At 68.2% G+C, this 18,965-nt stretch carries 22 protein-coding genes; 7 read left to right on the plus strand and 15 right to left on the minus strand.

Annotated features, from left to right (window positions below):
* Window positions 1-14: 14 nt before the first annotated feature.
* The 13 genes from ccmD to AC2EWF_RS10055 form a co-directional block, all read right to left on the minus strand.
* Window positions 15-224 (minus strand): heme exporter protein CcmD, encoded by a 210-nt coding sequence (gene ccmD / locus AC2EWF_RS09995; protein WP_483639227.1) that lies wholly within the window; start codon window positions 222-224, stop codon window positions 15-17.
* Window positions 221-979: a heme ABC transporter permease gene (locus tag AC2EWF_RS10000; protein WP_483639228.1), complete on the minus strand. Its 759-nt coding sequence runs from the start codon at window positions 977-979 to the stop codon at window positions 221-223. Before AC2EWF_RS10000 ends, ccmD begins: the two co-directional genes overlap by 4 nt.
* A gap of 4 nt (window positions 980-983) precedes the next feature.
* The gene (ccmB, locus tag AC2EWF_RS10005) at window positions 984-1,670 is read right to left on the minus strand and encodes a heme exporter protein CcmB (protein ID WP_483639229.1); all 687 of its coding nucleotides are present in this window, start codon (window positions 1,668-1,670) and stop codon (window positions 984-986) included.
* Between the two features lie 120 nt (window positions 1,671-1,790).
* On the minus strand, window positions 1,791-2,423 hold the full coding sequence (gene ccmA, locus AC2EWF_RS10010; protein WP_483639230.1) for a cytochrome c biogenesis heme-transporting ATPase CcmA: 633 nt from the start codon (window positions 2,421-2,423) through the stop codon (window positions 1,791-1,793).
* A gap of 61 nt (window positions 2,424-2,484) precedes the next feature.
* Window positions 2,485-2,892 carry a DUF3293 domain-containing protein gene (locus AC2EWF_RS10015; protein WP_483639231.1) on the minus strand — a complete coding sequence of 136 codons (408 nt, stop codon included), beginning with the start codon at window positions 2,890-2,892 and terminating at the stop codon, window positions 2,485-2,487.
* Window positions 2,885-4,291: an FAD-dependent oxidoreductase gene (locus AC2EWF_RS10020; protein WP_483639232.1), complete on the minus strand. Its 1,407-nt coding sequence runs from the start codon at window positions 4,289-4,291 to the stop codon at window positions 2,885-2,887. Before AC2EWF_RS10020 ends, AC2EWF_RS10015 begins: the two co-directional genes overlap by 8 nt.
* Before the next feature lie 76 nt (window positions 4,292-4,367).
* Entirely contained in the window at window positions 4,368-5,126 is a 759-nt protein-coding gene (gene phbB, locus AC2EWF_RS10025) for an acetoacetyl-CoA reductase (RefSeq protein WP_483639233.1), read from the minus strand.
* Between the two features lie 259 nt (window positions 5,127-5,385).
* A complete protein-coding gene (phaR, locus tag AC2EWF_RS10030) occupies window positions 5,386-5,880 on the minus strand; it encodes a polyhydroxyalkanoate synthesis repressor PhaR (protein ID WP_077484303.1) in 495 nt (164 codons plus the stop codon).
* A 133-nt stretch (window positions 5,881-6,013) separates the two neighbouring features.
* Complete coding sequence (locus AC2EWF_RS10035) at window positions 6,014-7,567, minus strand: DHA2 family efflux MFS transporter permease subunit (RefSeq protein ID WP_483639234.1); 1,554 nt, start codon at window positions 7,565-7,567, stop codon at window positions 6,014-6,016.
* An 88-nt stretch (window positions 7,568-7,655) separates the two neighbouring features.
* The gene (locus AC2EWF_RS10040; protein WP_483639235.1) at window positions 7,656-8,858 is read right to left on the minus strand and encodes an EmrA/EmrK family multidrug efflux transporter periplasmic adaptor subunit; all 1,203 of its coding nucleotides are present in this window, start codon (window positions 8,856-8,858) and stop codon (window positions 7,656-7,658) included.
* Window positions 8,855-10,372 (minus strand): efflux transporter outer membrane subunit, encoded by a 1,518-nt coding sequence (locus tag AC2EWF_RS10045; protein ID WP_483639236.1) that lies wholly within the window; start codon window positions 10,370-10,372, stop codon window positions 8,855-8,857. The genes AC2EWF_RS10040 and AC2EWF_RS10045 overlap by 4 nt, the downstream gene beginning before the upstream one ends.
* 12 nt (window positions 10,373-10,384) lie before the next feature.
* The gene (locus AC2EWF_RS10050) at window positions 10,385-10,909 is read right to left on the minus strand and encodes a MarR family winged helix-turn-helix transcriptional regulator (RefSeq protein WP_483639237.1); all 525 of its coding nucleotides are present in this window, start codon (window positions 10,907-10,909) and stop codon (window positions 10,385-10,387) included.
* A 74-nt stretch (window positions 10,910-10,983) separates the two neighbouring features.
* On the minus strand, window positions 10,984-11,763 hold the full coding sequence (locus AC2EWF_RS10055; RefSeq protein ID WP_483639238.1) for a TatD family hydrolase: 780 nt from the start codon (window positions 11,761-11,763) through the stop codon (window positions 10,984-10,986).
* 189 nt (window positions 11,764-11,952) lie between these two features.
* On the opposite strand from AC2EWF_RS10055, the gene AC2EWF_RS10060 reads away from it, so the two are divergent.
* A complete protein-coding gene (locus tag AC2EWF_RS10060; protein WP_483639239.1) occupies window positions 11,953-12,543 on the plus strand; it encodes a glycine zipper 2TM domain-containing protein in 591 nt (196 codons plus the stop codon).
* A 34-nt stretch (window positions 12,544-12,577) separates the two neighbouring features.
* Window positions 12,578-13,066, plus strand: a complete 489-nt coding sequence (locus AC2EWF_RS10065; protein WP_483639240.1) for an outer membrane lipoprotein — start codon at window positions 12,578-12,580, stop codon at window positions 13,064-13,066.
* 106 nt (window positions 13,067-13,172) lie between these two features.
* On the opposite strand, the gene AC2EWF_RS10070 is transcribed toward AC2EWF_RS10065, so the two are convergent.
* Entirely contained in the window at window positions 13,173-13,607 is a 435-nt protein-coding gene (locus AC2EWF_RS10070; RefSeq protein ID WP_483639241.1) for a cell wall hydrolase, read from the minus strand.
* Between the two features lie 461 nt (window positions 13,608-14,068).
* Window positions 14,069-14,728, minus strand: coding sequence for a CAF17-like 4Fe-4S cluster assembly/insertion protein YgfZ (gene ygfZ / locus AC2EWF_RS10075; protein ID WP_483639242.1), 660 nt, complete (start codon window positions 14,726-14,728; stop codon window positions 14,069-14,071).
* Window positions 14,729-15,006: 278 nt separating this feature from the next.
* On the opposite strand from ygfZ, the gene AC2EWF_RS10080 reads away from it, so the two are divergent.
* The 5 genes from AC2EWF_RS10080 to AC2EWF_RS10100 all read left to right on the plus strand — a co-directional run bounded on the left by AC2EWF_RS10080 (window position 15,007) and on the right by AC2EWF_RS10100 (window position 18,742).
* Complete coding sequence (locus AC2EWF_RS10080) at window positions 15,007-15,180, plus strand: DUF1674 domain-containing protein (protein ID WP_483639243.1); 174 nt, start codon at window positions 15,007-15,009, stop codon at window positions 15,178-15,180.
* An 86-nt stretch (window positions 15,181-15,266) separates the two neighbouring features.
* Window positions 15,267-15,662 (plus strand): succinate dehydrogenase, cytochrome b556 subunit, encoded by a 396-nt coding sequence (sdhC, locus tag AC2EWF_RS10085; protein ID WP_483639244.1) that lies wholly within the window; start codon window positions 15,267-15,269, stop codon window positions 15,660-15,662.
* Window positions 15,659-16,072, plus strand: a complete 414-nt coding sequence (gene sdhD / locus AC2EWF_RS10090) for a succinate dehydrogenase, hydrophobic membrane anchor protein (RefSeq protein WP_483639245.1) — start codon at window positions 15,659-15,661, stop codon at window positions 16,070-16,072. The genes sdhC and sdhD overlap by 4 nt, the downstream gene beginning before the upstream one ends.
* 4 nt (window positions 16,073-16,076) lie before the next feature.
* The gene (gene sdhA / locus AC2EWF_RS10095; RefSeq protein ID WP_483639246.1) at window positions 16,077-17,864 is read left to right on the plus strand and encodes a succinate dehydrogenase flavoprotein subunit; all 1,788 of its coding nucleotides are present in this window, start codon (window positions 16,077-16,079) and stop codon (window positions 17,862-17,864) included.
* 98 nt (window positions 17,865-17,962) lie between these two features.
* Window positions 17,963-18,742: a succinate dehydrogenase iron-sulfur subunit gene (locus AC2EWF_RS10100; RefSeq protein ID WP_483639247.1), complete on the plus strand. Its 780-nt coding sequence runs from the start codon at window positions 17,963-17,965 to the stop codon at window positions 18,740-18,742.
* The last annotated feature ends 223 nt before the right edge of the window (window positions 18,743-18,965 follow it).

Raw genomic sequence — 18,965 nt, forward strand, 5'->3', positions numbered from 1 at the left:
GGCGTTCCTGCCCTTCAGGGCGTAGGCGTGACGGAAGAAGACGGCGCACGGCGCGCACGCGCAGCCTGGCGCGCCAGGCGGCCGTGCAGTTCGCGCAGGATGCGGCGGCGGCGCAGCTGCGGCGCCGCGTTGTCGGCGATCAGCACGACGAAGAACACCGCGTAGGCCGGCCACACGTAGGCGGCATAGCCGCCCATGGCAAGGAAGTGCTGCAGCGCGTTCATCGTGGGACCTCGGCCTCGGCGATCCGGCGCACCCAGTCCTTGCCGCCCTCCAGCGCCAGCAGGTCGGTGCGCGCGCGGCGGCACAGGCTGGCCACGTAATAGGCCTTGGTGGCCAGCGTCATCACCAGCAGCGGCCACAGCATGTCCCAGGCCATCTTCGAATGGCCGAACACGTTCACCGTGCTGCCCTGGTGCAAGGTGTTCCACCACACCACCGAGTAGTGCACGATCGGCACGTTGATCACGCCGATGATCGCGAGGAAGCTTGCGGCGCGTGCGCCCTGCCGGCGATCCTCGAACGCGTGGTAGAGCCCGATCACGCCCAGGTACAGGAACAGCAGCACCAGCTCGGAAGTGAGCCGCGCATCCCAGGTCCACCAGGTGCCCCACATCGGCTTGCCCCACAGCGAACCGGTGGCCAGGGTGATGAAGGTGAAGGCCGCACCGATCGGCGCCGATTCCATCGCCACCACCTCGGCCAGCTTCATGCGCCATACCAGCGCCATGAAGCCGGACATGCCCATCACCGCGTAGACGAACATGCTCATCCATGCGCTGGGCACGTGGATGAAGATGATGCGGTAGGCGTCGCCCTGCTGGTAGTCCGCCGGCGCCAGCACCAGGCCGCCGTACAGGCCGATCGCGCCGGCGAGCAGCGCCAGCCCCATCGCCCACGGCCGCACCGCGCCCGCGAAGCGGTAGAACGTCGGCGGCGAGCCGAGCTTGTGCAACCAGAGCGGGATCCAGCTAGACATCGCTTTACGAGTCCAAGGCAATGCGCAGGGCCGCCGCGCAGGCCAGCGGCGCCAACACCACGCAGAGGATGAGTGCGGCACCCAGCCAGGCGACCGGGGCGAACCACGGCAGGCCCTCCTGGGCGGCCGCCACCGCGCCGGCCGCAAAGATCACCACCGGCACGCACAACGGCAGCAGCATCAGGGCCAGCAGCATACCAGAGCGCCGCGTGCCGGCCGTCAGCGCCACCAGCACCGCGCCAAGCAGGCTGAGCAGCGGCGTGGCCAGCAGCAGCGCCAGCAGCAGCGCGGGCATCGCCGCGGCCGGCAGGTGCAGCATGCCGGCCAGCAGTGGCGCGATCACGATCAGCGGCAGCGCGGTGGCGAGCCAGTGGGCGAGGATCTTCATGCCCAGCATCGGCGCCAGCGGTTGCGGCGACAGCACCAGCTGCTCCAGCGAACCATCCTCGATGTCGCTGGCGAACATCGCATCCAGCGCCAGCAGCATCGCCAGCAGCACGGTCACCAGCACCACGCCGCCCGCGATCCGCTGCAGCAATGCCAGGTCGGGCCCAAGCGCAAACGGAAACAACACCACCACGATCACCGCGTACAACACCGGCATCGCCAGGTCGCCGCGCCGTCGCCACGCCAACAGCAGGTCCCGCCGCAACATCGCGGCGCAGGCCCGCGGCAGCGGGGCGCCGCTCACGGCTTCACTCCCTGGTTCGGGAGGGAGCCCCGGCGATGGCGGGCGCCCGGACGGCCACGGCGGGTGGACAGCCGCGTGCCAGGCCCTGAAGTCTGCCGGAGGCCGCCCTGCGAGAAAAACTCACGCATGCATGCGTATCCGCTGCGGCTCGCCGCCATGGAACCCCACCGCTCCATGGCTGCTCACCAGCACCGCACCGCCAGCCGCCACATGCCGCTCCAGCAGGCGATTGACCAGCGCGATGCCGTGCCGGTCGAGGTTTGCGTACGGCTCGTCGAGCAGCCACAGCGCCGCCGGCTGCAGCAGCAGGCGCGCCAGCGCGGCGCGCTTCTTTTGCCCGGCGGAGAGTCGCCGCAGCGGCTCGTCCTCGTAGCCGGCGAGGCCCACCTCGTCGAGCGCGGCATCCATCAGTATGCCCTCGCGCCGACCGTGGACGCCGGTCGCGAAGACGAGATTCTCGCGCGGGCTCAGCTCCAGCTTCTGGCCCAGTTGGTGGCCGAGGAACAGGATCTCGCCCGCACAGGCCTCGCGTTGCCACGGCGCGCCCCGCCACAGCAGCCGGCCCTCGCTCACATGCAGCAGTCCGGCCAGCAGGCGCAACAAGGTGGTCTTGCCGCTGCCGTTGTCGCCCTCGACCAGGGCCAGCTCGCCCGCGCGCAGGCGGAAATCCAGCGGCGCGAACACCGGTTCGTCCTGGCGGTGGAAGCTCAGGCGGTGCGCTTCAAGCAACGGGGCGGAGGCGGCTGCGGTCATTGCTTCCATTTTCCGCAATGCCTCGCGGGCTTGTCCATGCGGCGCGCTGCCGCGACTCGGTTCAATCCAGCACGCGCAACGTGGCGTGGCCGCCCGCCTCGCCGTGCACGTAGGCCAGCTGGCCGTGGGAACGGGTCAGCCGGTCCAGCGCCGCGACCTCCATCCCGGTCACGAACAGGCTGGGTTCGCTCCAGCCGGAGGTGCCCACGCCGATGGCCGGGTACACGTTCACGCCAGCCTGCTGCCTGAGCGAGGCCAGCAGTTCGCGCTGCGCGGCCTCGTTCTCGGCCTGCGCGCGCCGGCGCGCCTGCGGGTTCCAGGCCGTGACGAAGGCCCAGGGCTGTGCGCCTGTCGCGGCGGCGAGCGGGGCGGGCAAGGGCAGGTCCACGCGGATGACGGCCCAGCGCACCGTATCCAGGCAGACGTGGTAGGTGGTGGTACGGAATGCTTCGAGCAGGGCTTCATCCATGGCGCAACTCCGGCAGAGGTTCCAGGGTGGACTGGAAAAGCCGGGCCGCGGCATCGAGGTCGATGGCCTCCACGTCCGCGGCGCCGCGCAGCAATTCCTCCAGCAGTGCATCCTGCCGCCGGCCGCGTTCCAGCGCGTAGGCGTAGGGCAGGTGGGTGAAGGTGACCAGCCGGTAACGCGCCATGTAGTGGCCTGGGATGCGCTCGGCCAGCTTCGCGCCCAGCGCGCGCTTGGCGAGGTAGTGCGGATCGGCCACCGAGTCGCGCATCTCCACGTAGTTTTCCAGCGCCATCGCGGCGATCGCGTTGGCGTTCGGTTGGCGGATGCGCTGGAACTCGGCGAACGCGCCGGCGCTGTCGCCGGGCGCGGCAGCGAGCAGCTCGGTCAGCGTCACCGTGTCCTCGAAGCCGCAGTTCATGCCCTGGCCGTGGAACGGCACGATGGCGTGCGCCGCGTCGCCCACCAGCAGGGCGCGGCCGTCAAGATGCCAGCGTTCCAGGTACAGCGTGGACAGCGTGCCCACCGGATGATCCGCGAAGTCCGCGTCGAAACGCGGGATCAGCGGCAGCAGGTCGGGGAAGTCCGCGGCGAAGAACCCGCGCGCCGCGGTCGCGTCGGGCAGCGTGGCGAAGCTGGGATGCGCCCCGGTGGCGGGCAGGAACAAGGTGACGGTGAAGCTGCCCTCGGCGTTCGGCAGGGCGATGCACATGTAGCCGCCGCGCGGCCAGATGTGCAGCGCGTGCGGCTCCAGCGCGAAATGGCCGTGGCCGCCGGACTGTTGCACCAGCACGGACGGCAACGTGCCGGCATCGGGTATCTCAAGCTCCTTGTAGCCGTGGCCGAGCGGCTCGATGCGCTCGCCCAGCGGCGCATAGGCATTCATCGCCGCGCGCAGCGCCGAACCCGCGCCGTCGGCGCCGATCAGCAGGCCGGCGTCGTGCTCGCGCGTGCCGCCTGCGTCGTCGGCGAGCCGGATGCGGCCCTGGTCGAAATCCGCGCCAAGCAGCGACTGGCCGAAGTGGAACCGCACGCCGGACGCCTCGGCGGCATCCAGCAGCAGCATGTTCAGCGCGCCGCGCGACACCGACCAGATCACCTCGCTGTCGTCCACGCCATAGCGCTGCAAGCCGCGGGTGCCGTCCTGCGCATGCACCATGCGCCCACGCATCATCACCGCGCGCAGCAGCACCTCGTCGGCCAGCCCTGCCTTACGCAGCGCCTGCAGGCCGCGCTCGGCCAGCGCCAGGTTGATCGAACGCCCGCCGAGGAAACCCGCGCGGCGCGGATCGGGCCGCTTTTCGAACACTTCCATCGCAAAACCGCGCTGCGCCAGCCGCCGTGCCAGCAAGGCACCGACCAGGCCGCCGCCGATCAGGGTGATGCGAGGAGCTTGCGTCATGTCGCGTACCGGAAAAGTGGTTCGCCCACTGTTCCGCAAGCGGCGTGCGACTGCAATACGCGTTGCGCTACGAGCCTCAGAAGCTCATGAAATACCCGCCATTCACCGGCAGGTTGACGCCGGTGAGGTAGTCGGCGTCGTCGGCGCTGAGGAACGCCACCGCGCGGGCGATGTCGGCAGGCTGGCCGAGCCGGCCCACCGGGATGCCGGCGACGATCTGGGCGCGGATCTCGGCGGGCACCGCGGCCACCATGGGCGTGTCGCAATAGCCGGGCGAGACGGTGTTGACGGTGACGCCCTTGCGCGCGGTCTCGCGCGCCAGCGCCATGCTGAAGCCATGCACGCCGGCCTTGGCGGCCGAGTAGTTGGTCTGGCCGAACTGGCCGGTCTGGCCGTTCACCGAGCCGATGTTGACGATGCGGCCGAAGCCGCGCGTGGCCATGCCTTCCACCACGGCATGGCAGGTGTTGAACAGGCCGTCGAGGTTCACTCGCATCAGCTCGTGCCATTGCGCGGGCGTCATCTTGCGCAGGCTGGCGTCGCGGGTGATGCCGGCGGCGTTGACCAGGATGTCCACGCCGCCGTGCTCGCGTTCGAGGCGGCCAACCAGCGCGGCGCAGGCGCCGTGGTCGCTGACGTCCATCGCTTCGTGGCTGATCGCTTCGCCGAACTCGGCAACGGCCTGGCGGAAGCCGTCGAGCCGCGCTTCGCTGGCGGGCAGGTCGGCAGCGACCACGCGCCGGCCGGCCCTGGCCAGCTGGCGGCAGATCTCGGTGCCGAGGCCGCCGAGACCGCCGGTGACGAGGGCCAGGCGGGAATGGAGGGATGCGCTCATGGTGGTTCCGTGGTCTTTGCGATCGTCCCTGGTCGCGAAGTTCACGCGGGCGGCCGTCCGTGGCCGCACTTCTGAGTTTCTTTACGACCGTCCTTGATCGCGGAAATCACGCGGGCAGCCATCCCTGGCTGCGCATTTCGATGCTTTTGCGATCGTCCTGATCGCGAAAATCAAGTGGGCGGCCATCCATGGCCGCACTCCAATGAAAAACAAAACGCGCCGCTTGGGGCAGCGCGTGATGGAAGGCGAGAGGTGGGCTTCAGCCAGTCTTTTTGTGGCCGCCGCGGCTGCCGCCCTGCGGGGTGATCTGCGCGGCCGCGTCGAGCAGGCCGCGCTGCATGGTCTTCCAGGCGTCCATGTTGCGCTCGGTCAGCTCGTTCACCATCGCCCACGGGGTCTGCCCCATCAGGCTGTTGAGCTGGGTGCGGAACTGCTGCTGCTGGTCGAGGAACACCTGCAGGCTGCGCTCCAGGTACGGCCCCATGAAGCCCTGCAGCGAGTCGCCGTAGAAGCGGATGATCTGGCTGAGCAGCTGGGGCGACAGCATCGGCTGCCCCTTTTCCTCGTGCTCGGAAATGATCTGCAGCAGCACGGAGCGGGTCAGATCCTCGCCGGTCTTGGCATCGCGGACTTCGAAGTCTTCGTTGTCCAGCACCAGCTGGCGCACCTCCTCCAGCGTGATGTAGCTGGAGATCTCGGTGTCGTACAGCCGACGGTTCGGATACTTCTTGATGGTGCGCTTGGTTTGTGCCATGCGGCGAAACTAGCAGAAGATATTGCGCCGCACCAGTAGACCAGTGGCACGCACATGCCGAAATTGGTCTGCACCGCCACGGGTTGCTGCGCGGCGATGTGCGCAAGGGTGGTCTGCAGCAAAGCCCGGTTGCTCAGTGGCCCACGGCCCCGCCCGCGCTGCCGAACGGCGGCCTGGCGAGCCACAGGATGGGGATCAGCAGCAGGAACAGCACGGCGCAGCCCCAGAACACGTCGTTCACCGCGAGGGTGAGCGCTTCGCGGTTCACCAGCTGGTCGATCAGGCCCAGGCTCTGTGCATGCGGCATGCCGCGCCGGGCCAGGTCCTGCAGGAACTGCGTGGCCGCCGGGTGGCCTGGGCTGACGAATTCGGTGAGGTTGGCGTGGTGCAGCTCGCTGCGGTGCTGCCACAGCGTCACCGTGATCGCGGTGGACATCGACGAGCCCATGGTGCGGCAGAAGTTCGACAGGCCCGAGGCGCTGGCGATCTCCGAGGCGGGCAGGCCGGCGAGGTAGATCTGGTTCAGCGGGATGAAGAAGCAGGGGATGGCCAGGCCCATCACGAAGCGCGGCAGCACCAGGGTGGAAAACGAAGCGTTGCTGTCGAAGCTGGCGAACCAGTAGGAGGTGAGCGCGAAGATCACGAACGCGAACGTCACCACCGCGCGGAGCTCCAGCCGGTGCATGTTCTTGCCCAGCACCGGCGACAGCAGGAAGGCCAGCACGCCCACCGGCGCGCTGGCCAGGCCGGCCCAGGTGGCGGTATAGCCCAGGTCGATCTGCAGCCACAGCGGGAACACTACGTTGATGCCGAAGAACGCGAACATGCCCAGCGTCAGCGCCACCACCCCCACGGTGAAGTTGCGTTGCCTGAACAGCGAGAGGTCGATCACCGGATGCTTGGCGTGGATCTCCCATACCACCAGGAAGGTGAGGCAGACCAGGGCGACGATGCCGAGTGCGAGGATCAGCGGCGAGGCGAACCAGTCGTGGTCATTGCCGTTGTCCAGCATGAACTGCAGGCAGCCCACGCCCACCACCAGCAGCACCAGGCCCACCATGTCGATCGGAGCCTTGAAGGTCCTGGTCTCGCGCTTGTGCAGGATCGTCCAGGTGATCGCCGCAGCGGCGATGCCCACCGGCAGGTTGATGTAGAAGATCCACGGCCAGGAGAAGTTGTCGGTGAGCCAGCCGCCCAGGATCGGGCCGAAGATCGGCGCCACGACCACGGTCATCGCCCAAAGAGCCAGGGCGATGCCCTGCTTCTCCTTGGGGTAGCTGGTCAGCAGCAGGGTCAGCGAGAGCGCCACCATTGGGCCGGAACCGGCGCCCTGCAGCAGGCGGCAGACCACCAGCATCGGCATGCTGGTGGCCAGTCCGCACAGCATCGAGAACACCACGAACAGCAGCACCGAGATGACGAAGGTGCGCACTTCGCCGAAGCGCCGCGCCACCCAGCCGGTGAGCGGCTGCATGATCGCGCTGGCCAGCGCGTACGAGCTGATCGTCCAGGTCCCCTCGCTGGGGCTCACGCCGAGGCTGCCGGAGATGTGCGGCACGGCCACGTTGACGATCGTCATGTCCAGCACCTCCATGAAGGTGCTGAACGCGACGGCGATGGTAAGCAGCGCCAGCGGGCCGCCGTGCAGCGGTTTCAGCGGGGCGGCGTTCTCGGGCGTGGTGGCCATGCGGTGCTCGCGCGGGTGTCTGGTGCGGGGCTCTGGGAGCTTCCGGGGTCCCCGTCATTCCCGCGAAAGCCGGGACGACGGGCAAAACTCAATGCGACCTGCCGGCGGTGCCAAGATTGGCTTCGATCACTTTCGCGGCCTCGGCGTCGGCCTGGCTGGCGATGCGGTCGTACACCGTGGTCTCGGCGGCCGGCATCGCGGGGCCGGCGGCCAGCACCTTGCCCTGGTCGTGGCTGATATCGACGGTGACGTCGGCGGACAGGCCCACGCGCAGCGGATGCTGGTCCAGCTCCTTGTCGTCCAGCGCGATGCGCACCGGCACGCGCTGCACTACCTTGATCCAGTTGCCGGTGGCGTTCTGCGCCGGCAGCAGCGAGAACACGCTGCCGGTGCCGGCGCCGAGGCCGACCACCTTGCCGTGGTATTCCACCTTGCCGCCGTAAAGGTCGGTGGTGACCTTCGCCGGCTGGCCGATGCGGATGTGGCGTAGCTGGTTCTCCTTGAAATTCGCGTCCACCCACAGGTCGTGCAGGGGCACCACGCTCATCAGCGCCTGGCCGGGCGCCACGCTGTTGCCCAGTTGCACGCTGCGCTCGGCGACGTAGCCGGACACCGGTGCCACGATGGTGTTGCGCTGCGCAGCCACCCAGGCTGCGCGGAAGTTCGCGCGCGCCTGTTGCACGGCGGGGTTGTTCGCGATGTCGGTGCCGGCGATGGCGGCGTGCGCGGCCTGGGCCTGGGCCTGGGCGGTGTCCAGCGCGGCCTGCGCACCGGCCACCGCATCGCGCAGGTGCTGCACGATCTCGGGCGATTCGGCCTGGGCGGCGACCAGCGGCAGGTGGCGCCTGAGGTCTGCCTCGGCCTTCTGCAACTCCACCTTGCGCACCGCGACCGCGGCGTCGGCGCCGCCGGCGCTGTCGGTCTGGCCGCGGACCTGGCGCACCGCCAGCGCGAGCGCGCTGCGCGCCTGGCGCAGGCGCACGTCGGCGTCGGTGGGGTCGAGGCGCACCAGCACCTGGCCGGCGTCGACGTGCTCGGTATTGTCGGCCAGCACCGCGACCACGGTGCCGGGCACCTGGGCGGAGATGCCCACCAGATTGCCGCCCACATAGGCGTTGTCCGTGCTCTCGCGGGTGGAGAACACGAAGATCCAGAGCAGGAGCCAGACCAGTGCGGCGAGCACGAACACCGCCGTCACGATGGCCAGCGCGCGCCGGCGCTTGGGCGGATCCTTGGCGGCGAAGCCGCTGTCGTTGCGGTCCTGCGGCTGGGCGGACTCGGTGGCGCTCATGGGCGGGGGCTCCGGCTGATGTTCTGGGAAGTGGGAGGCGTGCTGGCGGTGTCGGCGGGCATGCGGTAGCCACCGCCCAGCGCCTTGATCAGGGCGAGGTCGGTGGTGAGCGCCTGCGCGTGCAGGCTGACCGCCTGGTCCTGCTGCTGCAGCAGCTGCGCCTGCGCGGCCAGGCCTTCGCGGGCGTCGCGAACACCCTGGCGCAGGCGGGCCTGCGCGCTGGCGACGAGACGCTGGTCGGCGTTGACCTGTTGCGACTGCTGCTGGCGGGTCGTGGCCAGCTGCCCGGCGGCGAGGGCCTGGCTGGCGACTTCGCGGGCGGCATGGAACACGGCGGCGTCGTACTGCGCCACGGCATCGTCGAGCTGGGCGCGGCTGATGCCGTAGGCGGCTTTCAGCCGACCGCCCTCGAAGATCGGCAAGTGCAGCGCAGGGGTGAGCCCGAACACGCGGCTGCCCGCGCTGAACACGTTGCCCAGGTCACCGGAGCTGCCCCCGCCGAACAGTGCGGGGGCGCCCTGGTTGGTGCTGGACAGGCCGGCCATCGCGGTGATGCTGATGTCCGGGAAAAACTGCGCGCGGGCCACGTCGGTCTGCTTGAGTGCCGCCTCCACCTGCCAGCGGCTGGCGGCGATGTCGGGGCGGCGGGCGATCAGGTCGAGCTTGGCGTCGGCGGGGAGCATCCCGCTGGTCGCAGGCAGCGGCCGCGGCACGAGCGGCGGCAGCTGCGCCGGCGCCACGCCCAGCAGGGCGGCCAGCGCCACCTTGCGGATCTGCGCCGAGCTTTCCAGCGCGGTCTGCACCTGCTGCGCGGCGACCAGGCGCGAACGCGCCTCCTGCACGGTGTCGGGAAGGTCCACGCCTTGCCGCACGCGCAGCTCGGCGATCTGCAGCAGCCGTTGCTGCACGGCAAGCGACCGCCGTGCCAGCGCCAGCCGCGCCTCGTCGGCCAGCCAGCCGAAATAGGTGTCGGCCACCGCGTTCTGGATCGTCAGCGCCGCTGCGGCGCGCTGCGCCTCGGCGGCGTGCGCCTGGTCCAGCGCGCTCTCGATCGCCGCGCGCTTCTTGCCCCACCAGTCGAAGTCGTACTGGAACTGCAGGCCAAGGTCGGCCTGGTTGTACCAGGTGAAACCGAGCAGCTTGGGCGGCATCAGGCCGTGTTCGCTGATGCGCTGGCGGGTGAGCTGGGCATTGCCGTTGATGCTGAGTCCGGCCTGCGCGGCGGCAAGCTTCACCGACTGCTCGGCGGTATGCACGCGGCTCTGCGCTTGCACCAGGTCGGGCGATTGGCCCAGCGCCGTAGCCATCAATCCATCGAGTTGCGGGTCGCCGTAGCCGCGCCACCAGTCGGTGGCCGGCCAGCCGGCACGGGCAGGCAGGTCGAGCCCGGCCAGCGGCGCGTCGTCGCGCAGCGCGGGATGCTGCAGCTTCGGCGGCGCAAACGCGCAACCGGCGAGCGTCAGCGCGACGACGAGTGCCAGTGCCGCACGCGGGCGGGGCGGGGCGGGGGTCATCTCAGCACTCCTTCACGACGCGTCGTCCGCATCGAGCTGGTCGAGGTTGTGGGCGAGCTTGCGCAGCAGGCGGCTCAGCTGGCGCCGGTCGGTGGCGCTGAAGCCGGCGAACATCGCCTCCACGCGGGGAAACATCGGCGGCAGCAGCTTCTGCACGAAGCGACGGCCGGCGGCGGTGATGCGGATAACGACGCGGCGGCGGTCCTCGGCGCTCGCGCCGCGCGAGATCAGGCCGCGCTTGACCAGCGCGTTGCCGATGCGGGTCATGTTGGTGCTGCCCTGCGAGGTGAACTCGCACAGCTCGCCGGGGGTGGAGCTGCCGTCCGGGCGGCTGTGCAGCATCACCAGGGTGAGGAACTCACTGTGGTTCAGCTGGTGCTGCCGGATCTGCTCCCCCAGCCCGTCGTCGAGCCGGGTGCCCACCATCACCATCAACCGGCACAGCGTGACCTGTTCGGCGGGCAGCTGCGGGACGACCTCGTGCATCCGCCCGACGCCTTCGTCCATCATCGCGATGCAGTTTTCCAGGTGAGCCATTTCACCAAATCATATTTCACTGATGAAATAAATGTAGACGCAGGCTGGCGCGTGACGCAAGTGCCTTGCCGCGGTCAGCCGCATGCGGGGCCGGGCAGGCGGAACAGGCGGCGGGTGTTCGCCGTGGTGGCGGTGGCCACTTGCTGTGCCGCTTCGCCGCGCAGGGTCGCCACGCATCGCAGCACCTCGGCGACGCGCGCCGGTTCGTTGCGCTGGCCGCGGTGGTTCGCGTCGGGCTGGTCCGGCGCGTCGCTTTCCAGCAGCAGGAATTCGATCGGCATGCGAGCCACGATGCGGCGCAGGCGCTGCGCCCGTTCGTAGGTCACCGGTCCGCCGATGCCGACCAGGAAACCGAGTTGCCACAGCCGGTGCGCCTGCTCCTCGCTGCCGGAGAAGCTGTGCACCGCGCCGCGCACGCCGGGGTGGCGGCGCAGGGTGAGGATCACCTCCTCCAGCGCCTGCCGCGCATGCACGATCACCGGCAGGTCCAGCTCGCGGGCCAGTGCCAGCTGTCGCGTGAAGTAGCTGCGCTGCAGCACGGGATCCAGTTCGGCGGCATGGAAATCCAGGCCGATCTCGCCGACTGCCACGGCAGCGTTCGTGTCACACCATGACAACAAGGCATCCACATCAGCGGGCGCATGCTGCCGCAGGTACAGTGGGTGCAGGCCGTAGGCGGGAAACAGCGTGTCCCGATGCGCCGCGCAGAGGTCGCGGATGCGCGTCCAGCTGGACGCGTCGACGGCCGGCACCACCATCTGCCCGACACCGGCGTCGCGTGCCCGCTGCAGCACCTGGGCGCGGTCGGCGTCGAAAGCGCGGTCGTCAAGGTGGACATGGCTGTCGACTAGCACGGGCGTGATGCGTCTCTCGTTTTCCGATACTGGGGGGCGGTGCCGGCTGAAGCAACCTCAACGTGAAGTTAGTGTAACGGCGGCGGTCTAGGCAGTATTCAGATACGTGAAGGTTCAATGGCGCTGCAGGTCGCAGGCGGGTGCATGTCGCACCCTGTCACGGCCGGACACTGACAGAGGAGGATGGTTATGAACAAGTTGATGGTCAATGCACTCAATGTGGGGATTGCTGCCGCGCTGGCCGTTGGCTTGTCGGCCTGCAACCGCAGTGCCGATGCCGGTACCCAGGGAGCGCAGGCGGACGCTTCGGCTGCCGCCGCGCAGCAGCCGGCCGGTCCGCAGTACGCCCAGGTGGTCAGCGTGACGCCGGTGCGTTCGTCCGGTACGGCTGCGCATGAGGCCTGCCGCGACGAGGTGGTGAATCACACGGCGCCGCCGAAGGACCAGCACAACATTGCCGGCACCGCGATCGGCGCCGTCGCCGGCGGCCTGCTCGGCCACATGGTCGGCGGCGGCAAGGGCAAGACGCTGGCCACGGTGGCCGGTGCGGTGGGTGGCGGCTATGCCGGCAACCGCATCGAGAACGCGCATCACCAGCCGCAGGTGACGCAGTCGGTCGAGCGCCGCTGCAGCACGGTCGCCGGCACCAGCGGCAAGATCATCGGTTACGACGTGCAGTACGTGTACAACGGTGTCACCCGCACCACCCGCATGGATCACGACCCGGGTGATCGCGTGCAGGTGCAGGAGGGCGTGACGGCCGTTTCGGACGCACGCTGATCACCCCTCCCGCAGCCCTCGAAGGAGCAGTGCAATGAACATCCCCATGCGACGCATCGTTCCGGTGGCCGTGCTGGCGGCAGGGCTGGCGCTGGCCGGTTGCGCCACCGGTCCCGGATACGGCAACGGTGGCTACCGGCAGGGTTACGGGCAAGGCTACGGCGGCGGCTACGGCCGCTGCCAGAGCTGCGGCGTGGTGCAGGACGTGCAGCCGGTGTATGTCGACAATGGCAATGGCAACGGCGGCGTGCTGGGTGCGGTGATCGGTGCGGTGGCCGGCGGCGTGCTGGGCAGCACCATCGGCAAGGGCGACGGCCGCAAGGCCGCCACGGTGGCTGGTGCGGTGGCCGGCGGTGTGGTCGGCAACCAGATCGGCAAGCGTTCCGACGGTGGCGGTAATGCCTGGCGGATCGTGGTGCGGTTGGACAACGGCCAGTACGCCACGGTGACCCAGCGTGAGAACCCGAATGTCCGCAACGGCGATTACGTGCAGGTGCGCGACGGACAGGTCTACCCGATGTAATTCGTGCAGAGATGGCGTCCGTAGGCATGGACGTCTGGACGTCTGGACGTCCAAAAGAAAAGGCCCTCGAAAGAGGGCCTTTTTTGTGTCCGCTTCCGCGGTTTTGTCAGTTCACCGCATAGAAGGTGTGGTCGCCGATGGTGATCGACGGCTTGTTGCGTGACCATGCGGGCGCCACCGCAACGGTGGCGAAGTGGTCGGCGCGCGGCACCAGCACGCTGCGCTGGTTCGCCGGCAATTGCCAGACGTGGATCATCCGTCCGGCGATCTCCCATGCCTTGTGGAAAGCCTCGACGTTGGTGATCTCGAACGAGCCGGGAGTGGTGGTGGTGGCGAACTGGTGTGGTGCCATCACGACTTCGCACACCGTGTTGCCCCACTGGCCGCGTTCGCGGCGGCGCATCGCCACTTCGGCGACAGCCATCTGTCCCACAGTGGGTTGGCTGCGCGCTTCCAGGTACACCGTCGTGGCCAGACAGGCCTGGTTCGCGACGGGTTGTGGCATCAGGGATGTCATCCACAACAGCATGGAAAGTTTCATTGTCTGCCTCCAGCGTGCTGTACGCGCAGACCAACGAACTGTCCGGGCGCCATTGCGGTGGACGGGCTGGCAGGCCGTTCCACCTGGATTGATCGCACAGCCGAAACTTGTGGCTGGGCGAATGCCACGGGATTGTGGCTTTCGAGCGGCGGCATCTGCGCCGATCGAGGATGTTGTCGAGGCGCTGCGCGACAGTGGTGCCGTGTAGCCTGCAACTTGTTCCGCACTCGGCGGATGTTCCATCCGGTGTTGTTCAACCGGGTCGCGCCGATACGGAATCTTCCGGTTCGTCGCGTGCTTCGGCAGCCGTGGGTAGCGGATGCCGCACTGATAGGGTGGGCGGAGCCTAACGGCGGATTTTTCTCGCGGCAAGTGCCGGGTCGTTCCGATTCAACACACGCTCATGCAAAACATCGACAAACGTGAACGACTGTTCACGAAAGCGCGGCGATCCTCGCGCATCAGTTTTCCCAGCGTTGCCGCACGTACAACGCGAGCCCGTCGTCGAGCTGCAATGCGACGTCCGCCGCCAACGTCGACGTGACATCGTCGTTCAACACCGCGAGTGCATTGATCGTGTCATCGACGATGACGACATCGAGCAGCGCGCCGATCTCGTTGCCGGCGCGCCGCAGGATGTCGCCGGGTGTCGCGGCGTGCGTCAAGCGCACGTTGCACAGGTGTCGCTTGTGTCCGCCGCGCCAGTGCAGGCGCGCAACGATTTCCTGGCCTGGGTAGCAACCCTTGTCGACCGCGACGGCTTGCAGTCGGTGCAGCGACAACGCCGATGGCAGCAAGCTGTCGAGCGCGGAGGCGGGCAGCCATGGCCAGCCGAGTCGCAGTTGTGGCCGGCGCCACCCGTCGTCGCTTTCCCCTCCGCTGGCAAGGCGCAGGCTGTGCGTTTCGCAACCGAGCACGATGGCGTCTGGTGCGATGCGCACCGCATGCAGCGGCGACGCGGCATCGGTGGCGAGCACGCGCCAGGGCGAGGCCTGCAGGGTGACCCGGCTGCGGAACACGAATCGACGCAACGCTTCGCCCAGCACCGCCGCGTCGCCGCCACGCAGCAGCAGCAGCAGTCGTTGCTCGTCGAGCCGCGCGAGATGGAACAGTGCGCGCACGCGGCCTTGTGCGCTCAGCCACGCGCTGAACTGCCATGCGCCAACGGCGAGCGGTTGCAGGTTGCTGCTGAATTGCGCATGCGCGAAAGCGAGCGCGTCGGGGCCTTCGATCAGCAGGGTTTCGGCTTGGCGGGGAGTAGGCATAGAAGAGTTAAGGTGTGGTCGGCGGAGGCGGGGCGCAAGTCGGTGCCGCACGCGGCGTATGCCGTGTTCGCGCCGTTCGTCAAGGTTGTGCGGCATTGCCGCAAGTATTAACCTTCCGCGGCTTGTTAACGACCATGCCCGACACCTTGCGTCCAGCCGAATCCAAACCCGCTTCCGTTCCCGCGGAGCCCGTCGCCGTGCCCATGCAGCCGGCGGGGGAGAAGGGGGAGACGGCGACGGAGCGGCCCGCCCCCGATCCCACCCGCTACGGCGACTGGGAGAAGAACGGACGCTGCATCGACTTCTGATGCGTCGCGTGGCGGCATCTTGTCGTCGCGCGATTGCGGTTCGGCTTGGCAGACAGTTCCAGCGATTCCACTTCAGGATAGCCGCCATGGCAGACACGCGACGACCGCTCTCTCCGCACTTGCAGGTATACCGGTGGCAAGTGCAGATGGTGACTTCCATCCTGCATCGCGCCACGGGCATCGCCCTGGCCGTGGGTACGCTGATGGTGGTCTGGGGACTGCTGGCGCTGGCCGCCGGCGAGGCTGCTTTCACCCAGTTCAAGACCTGCATGGGCAGCCCGCTGGGCATCCTTCTGCTGGTCGGCTGGAGCTGGTCGCTGTTCTATCACCTGTGCAACGGCATCCGTCACCTGGTGCAGGACACCGGCGCGGGTTACGCGATTCCGCAGTTCGTGCGTTCGAGCTGGCTCTCGGTGATCGGCAGTTTCGTGCTCGTGGCCCTCGTGTGGGCCTGCGTGCTGCTTCAGGGAGGTGCGGCATGAACCTCCGCGCCGGTACCGACGACGTGCGCAGTCAGCTGCGCAATCCCTTGAAGCAGGCGCGCGGGCACGGCTCGGCCCAGGCGGGCGCGGGCCACTGGTGGACGCAGCGCAGCACCGCCGCCGCGCTGGTCCTGCTCGGCCTGTGGTTCGTGGTCACCGTGCTGTCGTTGCTGCATGCCGACTACGCCATGGCCAGGGCCACGGTGGCGAAGCCGTGGAACGCTCTGCTGCTGATCCTGTTCATCGTCACCATGTTCTGGCACGCCGTGCTGGGGCTGCAGGTGGTGGTCGAGGATTACGTGCATACCCGCTGGAAGGAAGTGGTCCTGCTGGTGGCGATCAAGTTCCTCGCGGTGCTGTGCGCGCTCGCGGGCGTGCTGGCCGTGCTGCGCATCGCATTGGGAGTGTGAGACCGTGGAAAGCTACAAGATCCAGCAGCACAAGTACGACGTGGTGGTGGTCGGCGCCGGCGGCGCCGGCCTGCGCGCTACCTTCGGCCTCGCCGAAAAGGGCCTGAAGACCGCGTGCATCACCAAGGTGTTCCCAACCCGCTCGCACACCGTGGCGGCGCAGGGCGGCATCGCCGCGGCGCTCGGCAACATGGGCGAGGACGACTGGCGCTTCCACTTCTACGACACCATCAAGGGTTCGGACTGGCTGGGTGACCAGGACGCGATCGAGTACATGTGCCGCGAGGCCATCCCCTCGATCTACGAGCTGGAACACTACGGCGTGCCGTTCTCGCGCACCGAGGATGGCCACATCTACCAGCGTCCGTTCGGCGGCATGACCACGCACTACGGCAAGGGCACCGCGCAGCGTACCTGCGCCGCCGCCGATCGCACCGGCCACGCCATCCTGCATACGCTGTACCAGCAGGCGCTGGCGCACGACGCCACGTTCTTCATCGAGTACTTCGCGATCGACCTGATCTTCGACGAAGAGGGCGTCTGCCGTGGCGTGCTGGCGCTGGACATGAACGAAGGCACGCTGCACCTGTTCCGCGGCCAGGCGGTGGTGCTGGCCACCGGCGGCTACGGCCGTGCCTACTTCAGCGCCACTTCCGCGCACACCTGCACCGGCGACGGCGGCGGCATGGTGCTGCGTGCGGGCCTGGCCCTGCAGGACATGGAGTTCGTGCAGTTCCACCCCACCGGCATCTACGGTGCGGGCTGCCTTATCACCGAAGGCGTGCGCGGCGAGGGTGGCTACCTCACCAATTCCAACGGCGAGCGCTTCATGGAGCGCTATGCGCCCAGCGCGAAAGACCTGGCCTCGCGCGACGTGGTCAGCCGCGCTATCACCATCGAGATCCGCGAGGGACGCGGCGTGGGTGAGCACAAGGACCACGCCTTCCTCAACCTGATGCACCTAGGCCCCGAGGTGATTCACGAGCGCCTGCCGGGCATCGCCGAGTCGGCGCGCATTTTTGCCGGCGTGGACGTGACCAAGGAGCCGATTCCGATCCTGCCTACCGTGCACTACAACATGGGCGGCATCCCGACCAACTACCACGGCGAGGTGGTGCAGAAGAAGGGCGACGACGTCGACGCGGTGGTACCCGGCCTGTTCGCCATCGGCGAGGCGGCCTGCGTGTCGGTGCACGGCGCCAACCGCCTGGGCTCCAATTCGCTGCTCGACCTGGTGGTGTTCGGTCGCGCGGTGTCACATCGCTGCGCCGAGCTCATCAAGCCGGGCGCGGCGCACAAGGACCTGCCGGCCAGCGCGCTGGACAAGGCGCTGGCCCGCTTCGACGGCCTGCGCCATGCCGACGGCGATCTGCCGACCGCGAAGATCCGCCTCGACATGCAGCGCACCATGCAGACGGATGCCGCGGTGTTCCGTACCGGCGAGAGCCTCAGGGAAGGCTGCGCCAAGATCGATGCCGTGCACGCCTCGTTCAAGCAGGTGCGCGTCAGCGACCGCTCCATGGTGTGGAACTCCGACCTGATCGAGACGCTGGAACTGGCCAACCTGCTCGACCAGGCGGTGGGCACCATGCACTCGGCCGAACAGCGTCCGGAAAGCCGCGGCGCCCACGCGCGCGAGGACTTCCCGGAGCGCAACGACGCCGAATGGATGAAGCACACCATGGTCAAGGTGGACGAGAACGGCAAGACCAGCTTCGACTATCGTCCGGTGCACATGTACACCCTGACCGACGAGGTCGAGATGGTGCCGCCGAAGAAGCGCGTCTATTGATCGTCCGTAGGAGCGGCTTCAAGCCGCGACCGGTATCCGTAGCAGGCAGTGATCGGGGCTGAAGCCCCTCCTACATGCAAGATTGAAGGGTTCAGCATATGGCAGAATTTTCGCTACCCAAGAATTCCAAGATCCAGCCGGGCAGGCACTATCCGGCGAAGGATGCGAAGAAGCCCCGCACCTTCCGCATCTACCGCTGGAGCCCGGACGACGGACAGAATCCGCGCATCGACACCTACGAGGTGGACATGGCCGCGTGCGGCCCGATGGTCCTGGACGCGTTGCTGAAGATCAAGAACGAGATCGATCCCACGCTGACCCTCCGCCGTTCCTGTCGCGAGGGCATCTGCGGCTCGTGCGCCATGAACATCGACGGCACCAACACGCTGGCCTGCATCTGCGCGATCGACAAGGTGGCGTCGGGCGACGTGAAGGTCTACCCGTTGCCGCACATGCCGGTGGTGAAGGACCTGGTGCCCGACCTCACCCACTTCTACGCCCAGTACGCCTCGATCAAGCCGTGGCTGCGCACGCAGAGCGCGGTGCCGGACAAGGAGCGGCTGCAGTCGCCGGAAGACCGCAAGAAACTCGATGGCCTGTACGAGTGCATTCTGTGCGCCTGCTGCTCCACCAGCTGCCCCAGCTACTGGTGGAACGGCGACAAGTACCTGGGCCCGGCGATCCTGCTGCAGTCCTACCGCTGGATCGTGGACAGCCGCGACGAGGCCACCGGTGAGCGCCTGGACGACCTGGAGGATCCGTTCAAGCTGTACCGTTGCCACACCATCATGAACTGCACGCGCACCTGCCCGAAGGGTCTCAACCCGGCCAAGGCCATCGCGGAAATCAAGAAGCTGATGGTGGAGCGGCGCTCGTAAGAAGGCGTCGCCGCGAAGCGGCGACACCGTTCTCCCTTCTCTCCTCCGGGGAGAAGCTGCCCGAAGGGCGGATGAGGGGGCGATGCTCGCGGGAACATTGATCGAGGGAAGCTTCCGATGACGACTCGACACAGGATTGGCCCCTCACCTCGAACCGTTGCTAGGCTCGTTCCTCGCCAGGCAACCCCCGGCCCTCGCGTCAGCGCTCGGGCGCTCAGCCATG

This window comes from Rhodanobacter sp. sgz306013 (genome assembly GCF_057031145.1).

Excerpts from the sequence above, each read along its gene's own strand:
- ccmD (WP_483639227.1), bottom strand. The coding sequence starts at position 224 with ATGAACGCGCTGCAGCACTTCCTTGCCATGGGCGGCTATGCCGCCTAC.
- AC2EWF_RS10000 (WP_483639228.1), bottom strand. The coding sequence starts at position 979 with ATGTCTAGCTGGATCCCGCTCTGGTTGCACAAGCTCGGCTCGCCGCCG.
- ccmA (WP_483639230.1), bottom strand. The coding sequence starts at position 2,423 with ATGACCGCAGCCGCCTCCGCCCCGTTGCTTGAAGCGCACCGCCTGAGC.
- AC2EWF_RS10015 (WP_483639231.1), bottom strand. The coding sequence starts at position 2,892 with ATGGATGAAGCCCTGCTCGAAGCATTCCGTACCACCACCTACCACGTC.
- AC2EWF_RS10020 (WP_483639232.1), bottom strand. The coding sequence starts at position 4,291 with ATGACGCAAGCTCCTCGCATCACCCTGATCGGCGGCGGCCTGGTCGGT.
- phbB (WP_483639233.1), bottom strand. The coding sequence starts at position 5,126 with ATGAGCGCATCCCTCCATTCCCGCCTGGCCCTCGTCACCGGCGGTCTC.
- phaR (WP_077484303.1), bottom strand. The coding sequence starts at position 5,880 with ATGGCACAAACCAAGCGCACCATCAAGAAGTATCCGAACCGTCGGCTG.
- AC2EWF_RS10035 (WP_483639234.1), bottom strand. The coding sequence starts at position 7,567 with ATGGCCACCACGCCCGAGAACGCCGCCCCGCTGAAACCGCTGCACGGC.
- AC2EWF_RS10040 (WP_483639235.1), bottom strand. The coding sequence starts at position 8,858 with ATGAGCGCCACCGAGTCCGCCCAGCCGCAGGACCGCAACGACAGCGGC.
- AC2EWF_RS10045 (WP_483639236.1), bottom strand. The coding sequence starts at position 10,372 with ATGACCCCCGCCCCGCCCCGCCCGCGTGCGGCACTGGCACTCGTCGTC.
- AC2EWF_RS10050 (WP_483639237.1), bottom strand. The coding sequence starts at position 10,909 with ATGGCTCACCTGGAAAACTGCATCGCGATGATGGACGAAGGCGTCGGG.
- AC2EWF_RS10060 (WP_483639239.1), top strand. The coding sequence starts at position 11,953 with ATGAACAAGTTGATGGTCAATGCACTCAATGTGGGGATTGCTGCCGCG.
- AC2EWF_RS10065 (WP_483639240.1), top strand. The coding sequence starts at position 12,578 with ATGAACATCCCCATGCGACGCATCGTTCCGGTGGCCGTGCTGGCGGCA.
- AC2EWF_RS10070 (WP_483639241.1), bottom strand. The coding sequence starts at position 13,607 with ATGAAACTTTCCATGCTGTTGTGGATGACATCCCTGATGCCACAACCC.
- AC2EWF_RS10080 (WP_483639243.1), top strand. The coding sequence starts at position 15,007 with ATGCCCGACACCTTGCGTCCAGCCGAATCCAAACCCGCTTCCGTTCCC.
- sdhC (WP_483639244.1), top strand. The coding sequence starts at position 15,267 with ATGGCAGACACGCGACGACCGCTCTCTCCGCACTTGCAGGTATACCGG.
- sdhD (WP_483639245.1), top strand. The coding sequence starts at position 15,659 with ATGAACCTCCGCGCCGGTACCGACGACGTGCGCAGTCAGCTGCGCAAT.
- AC2EWF_RS10100 (WP_483639247.1), top strand. The coding sequence starts at position 17,963 with ATGGCAGAATTTTCGCTACCCAAGAATTCCAAGATCCAGCCGGGCAGG.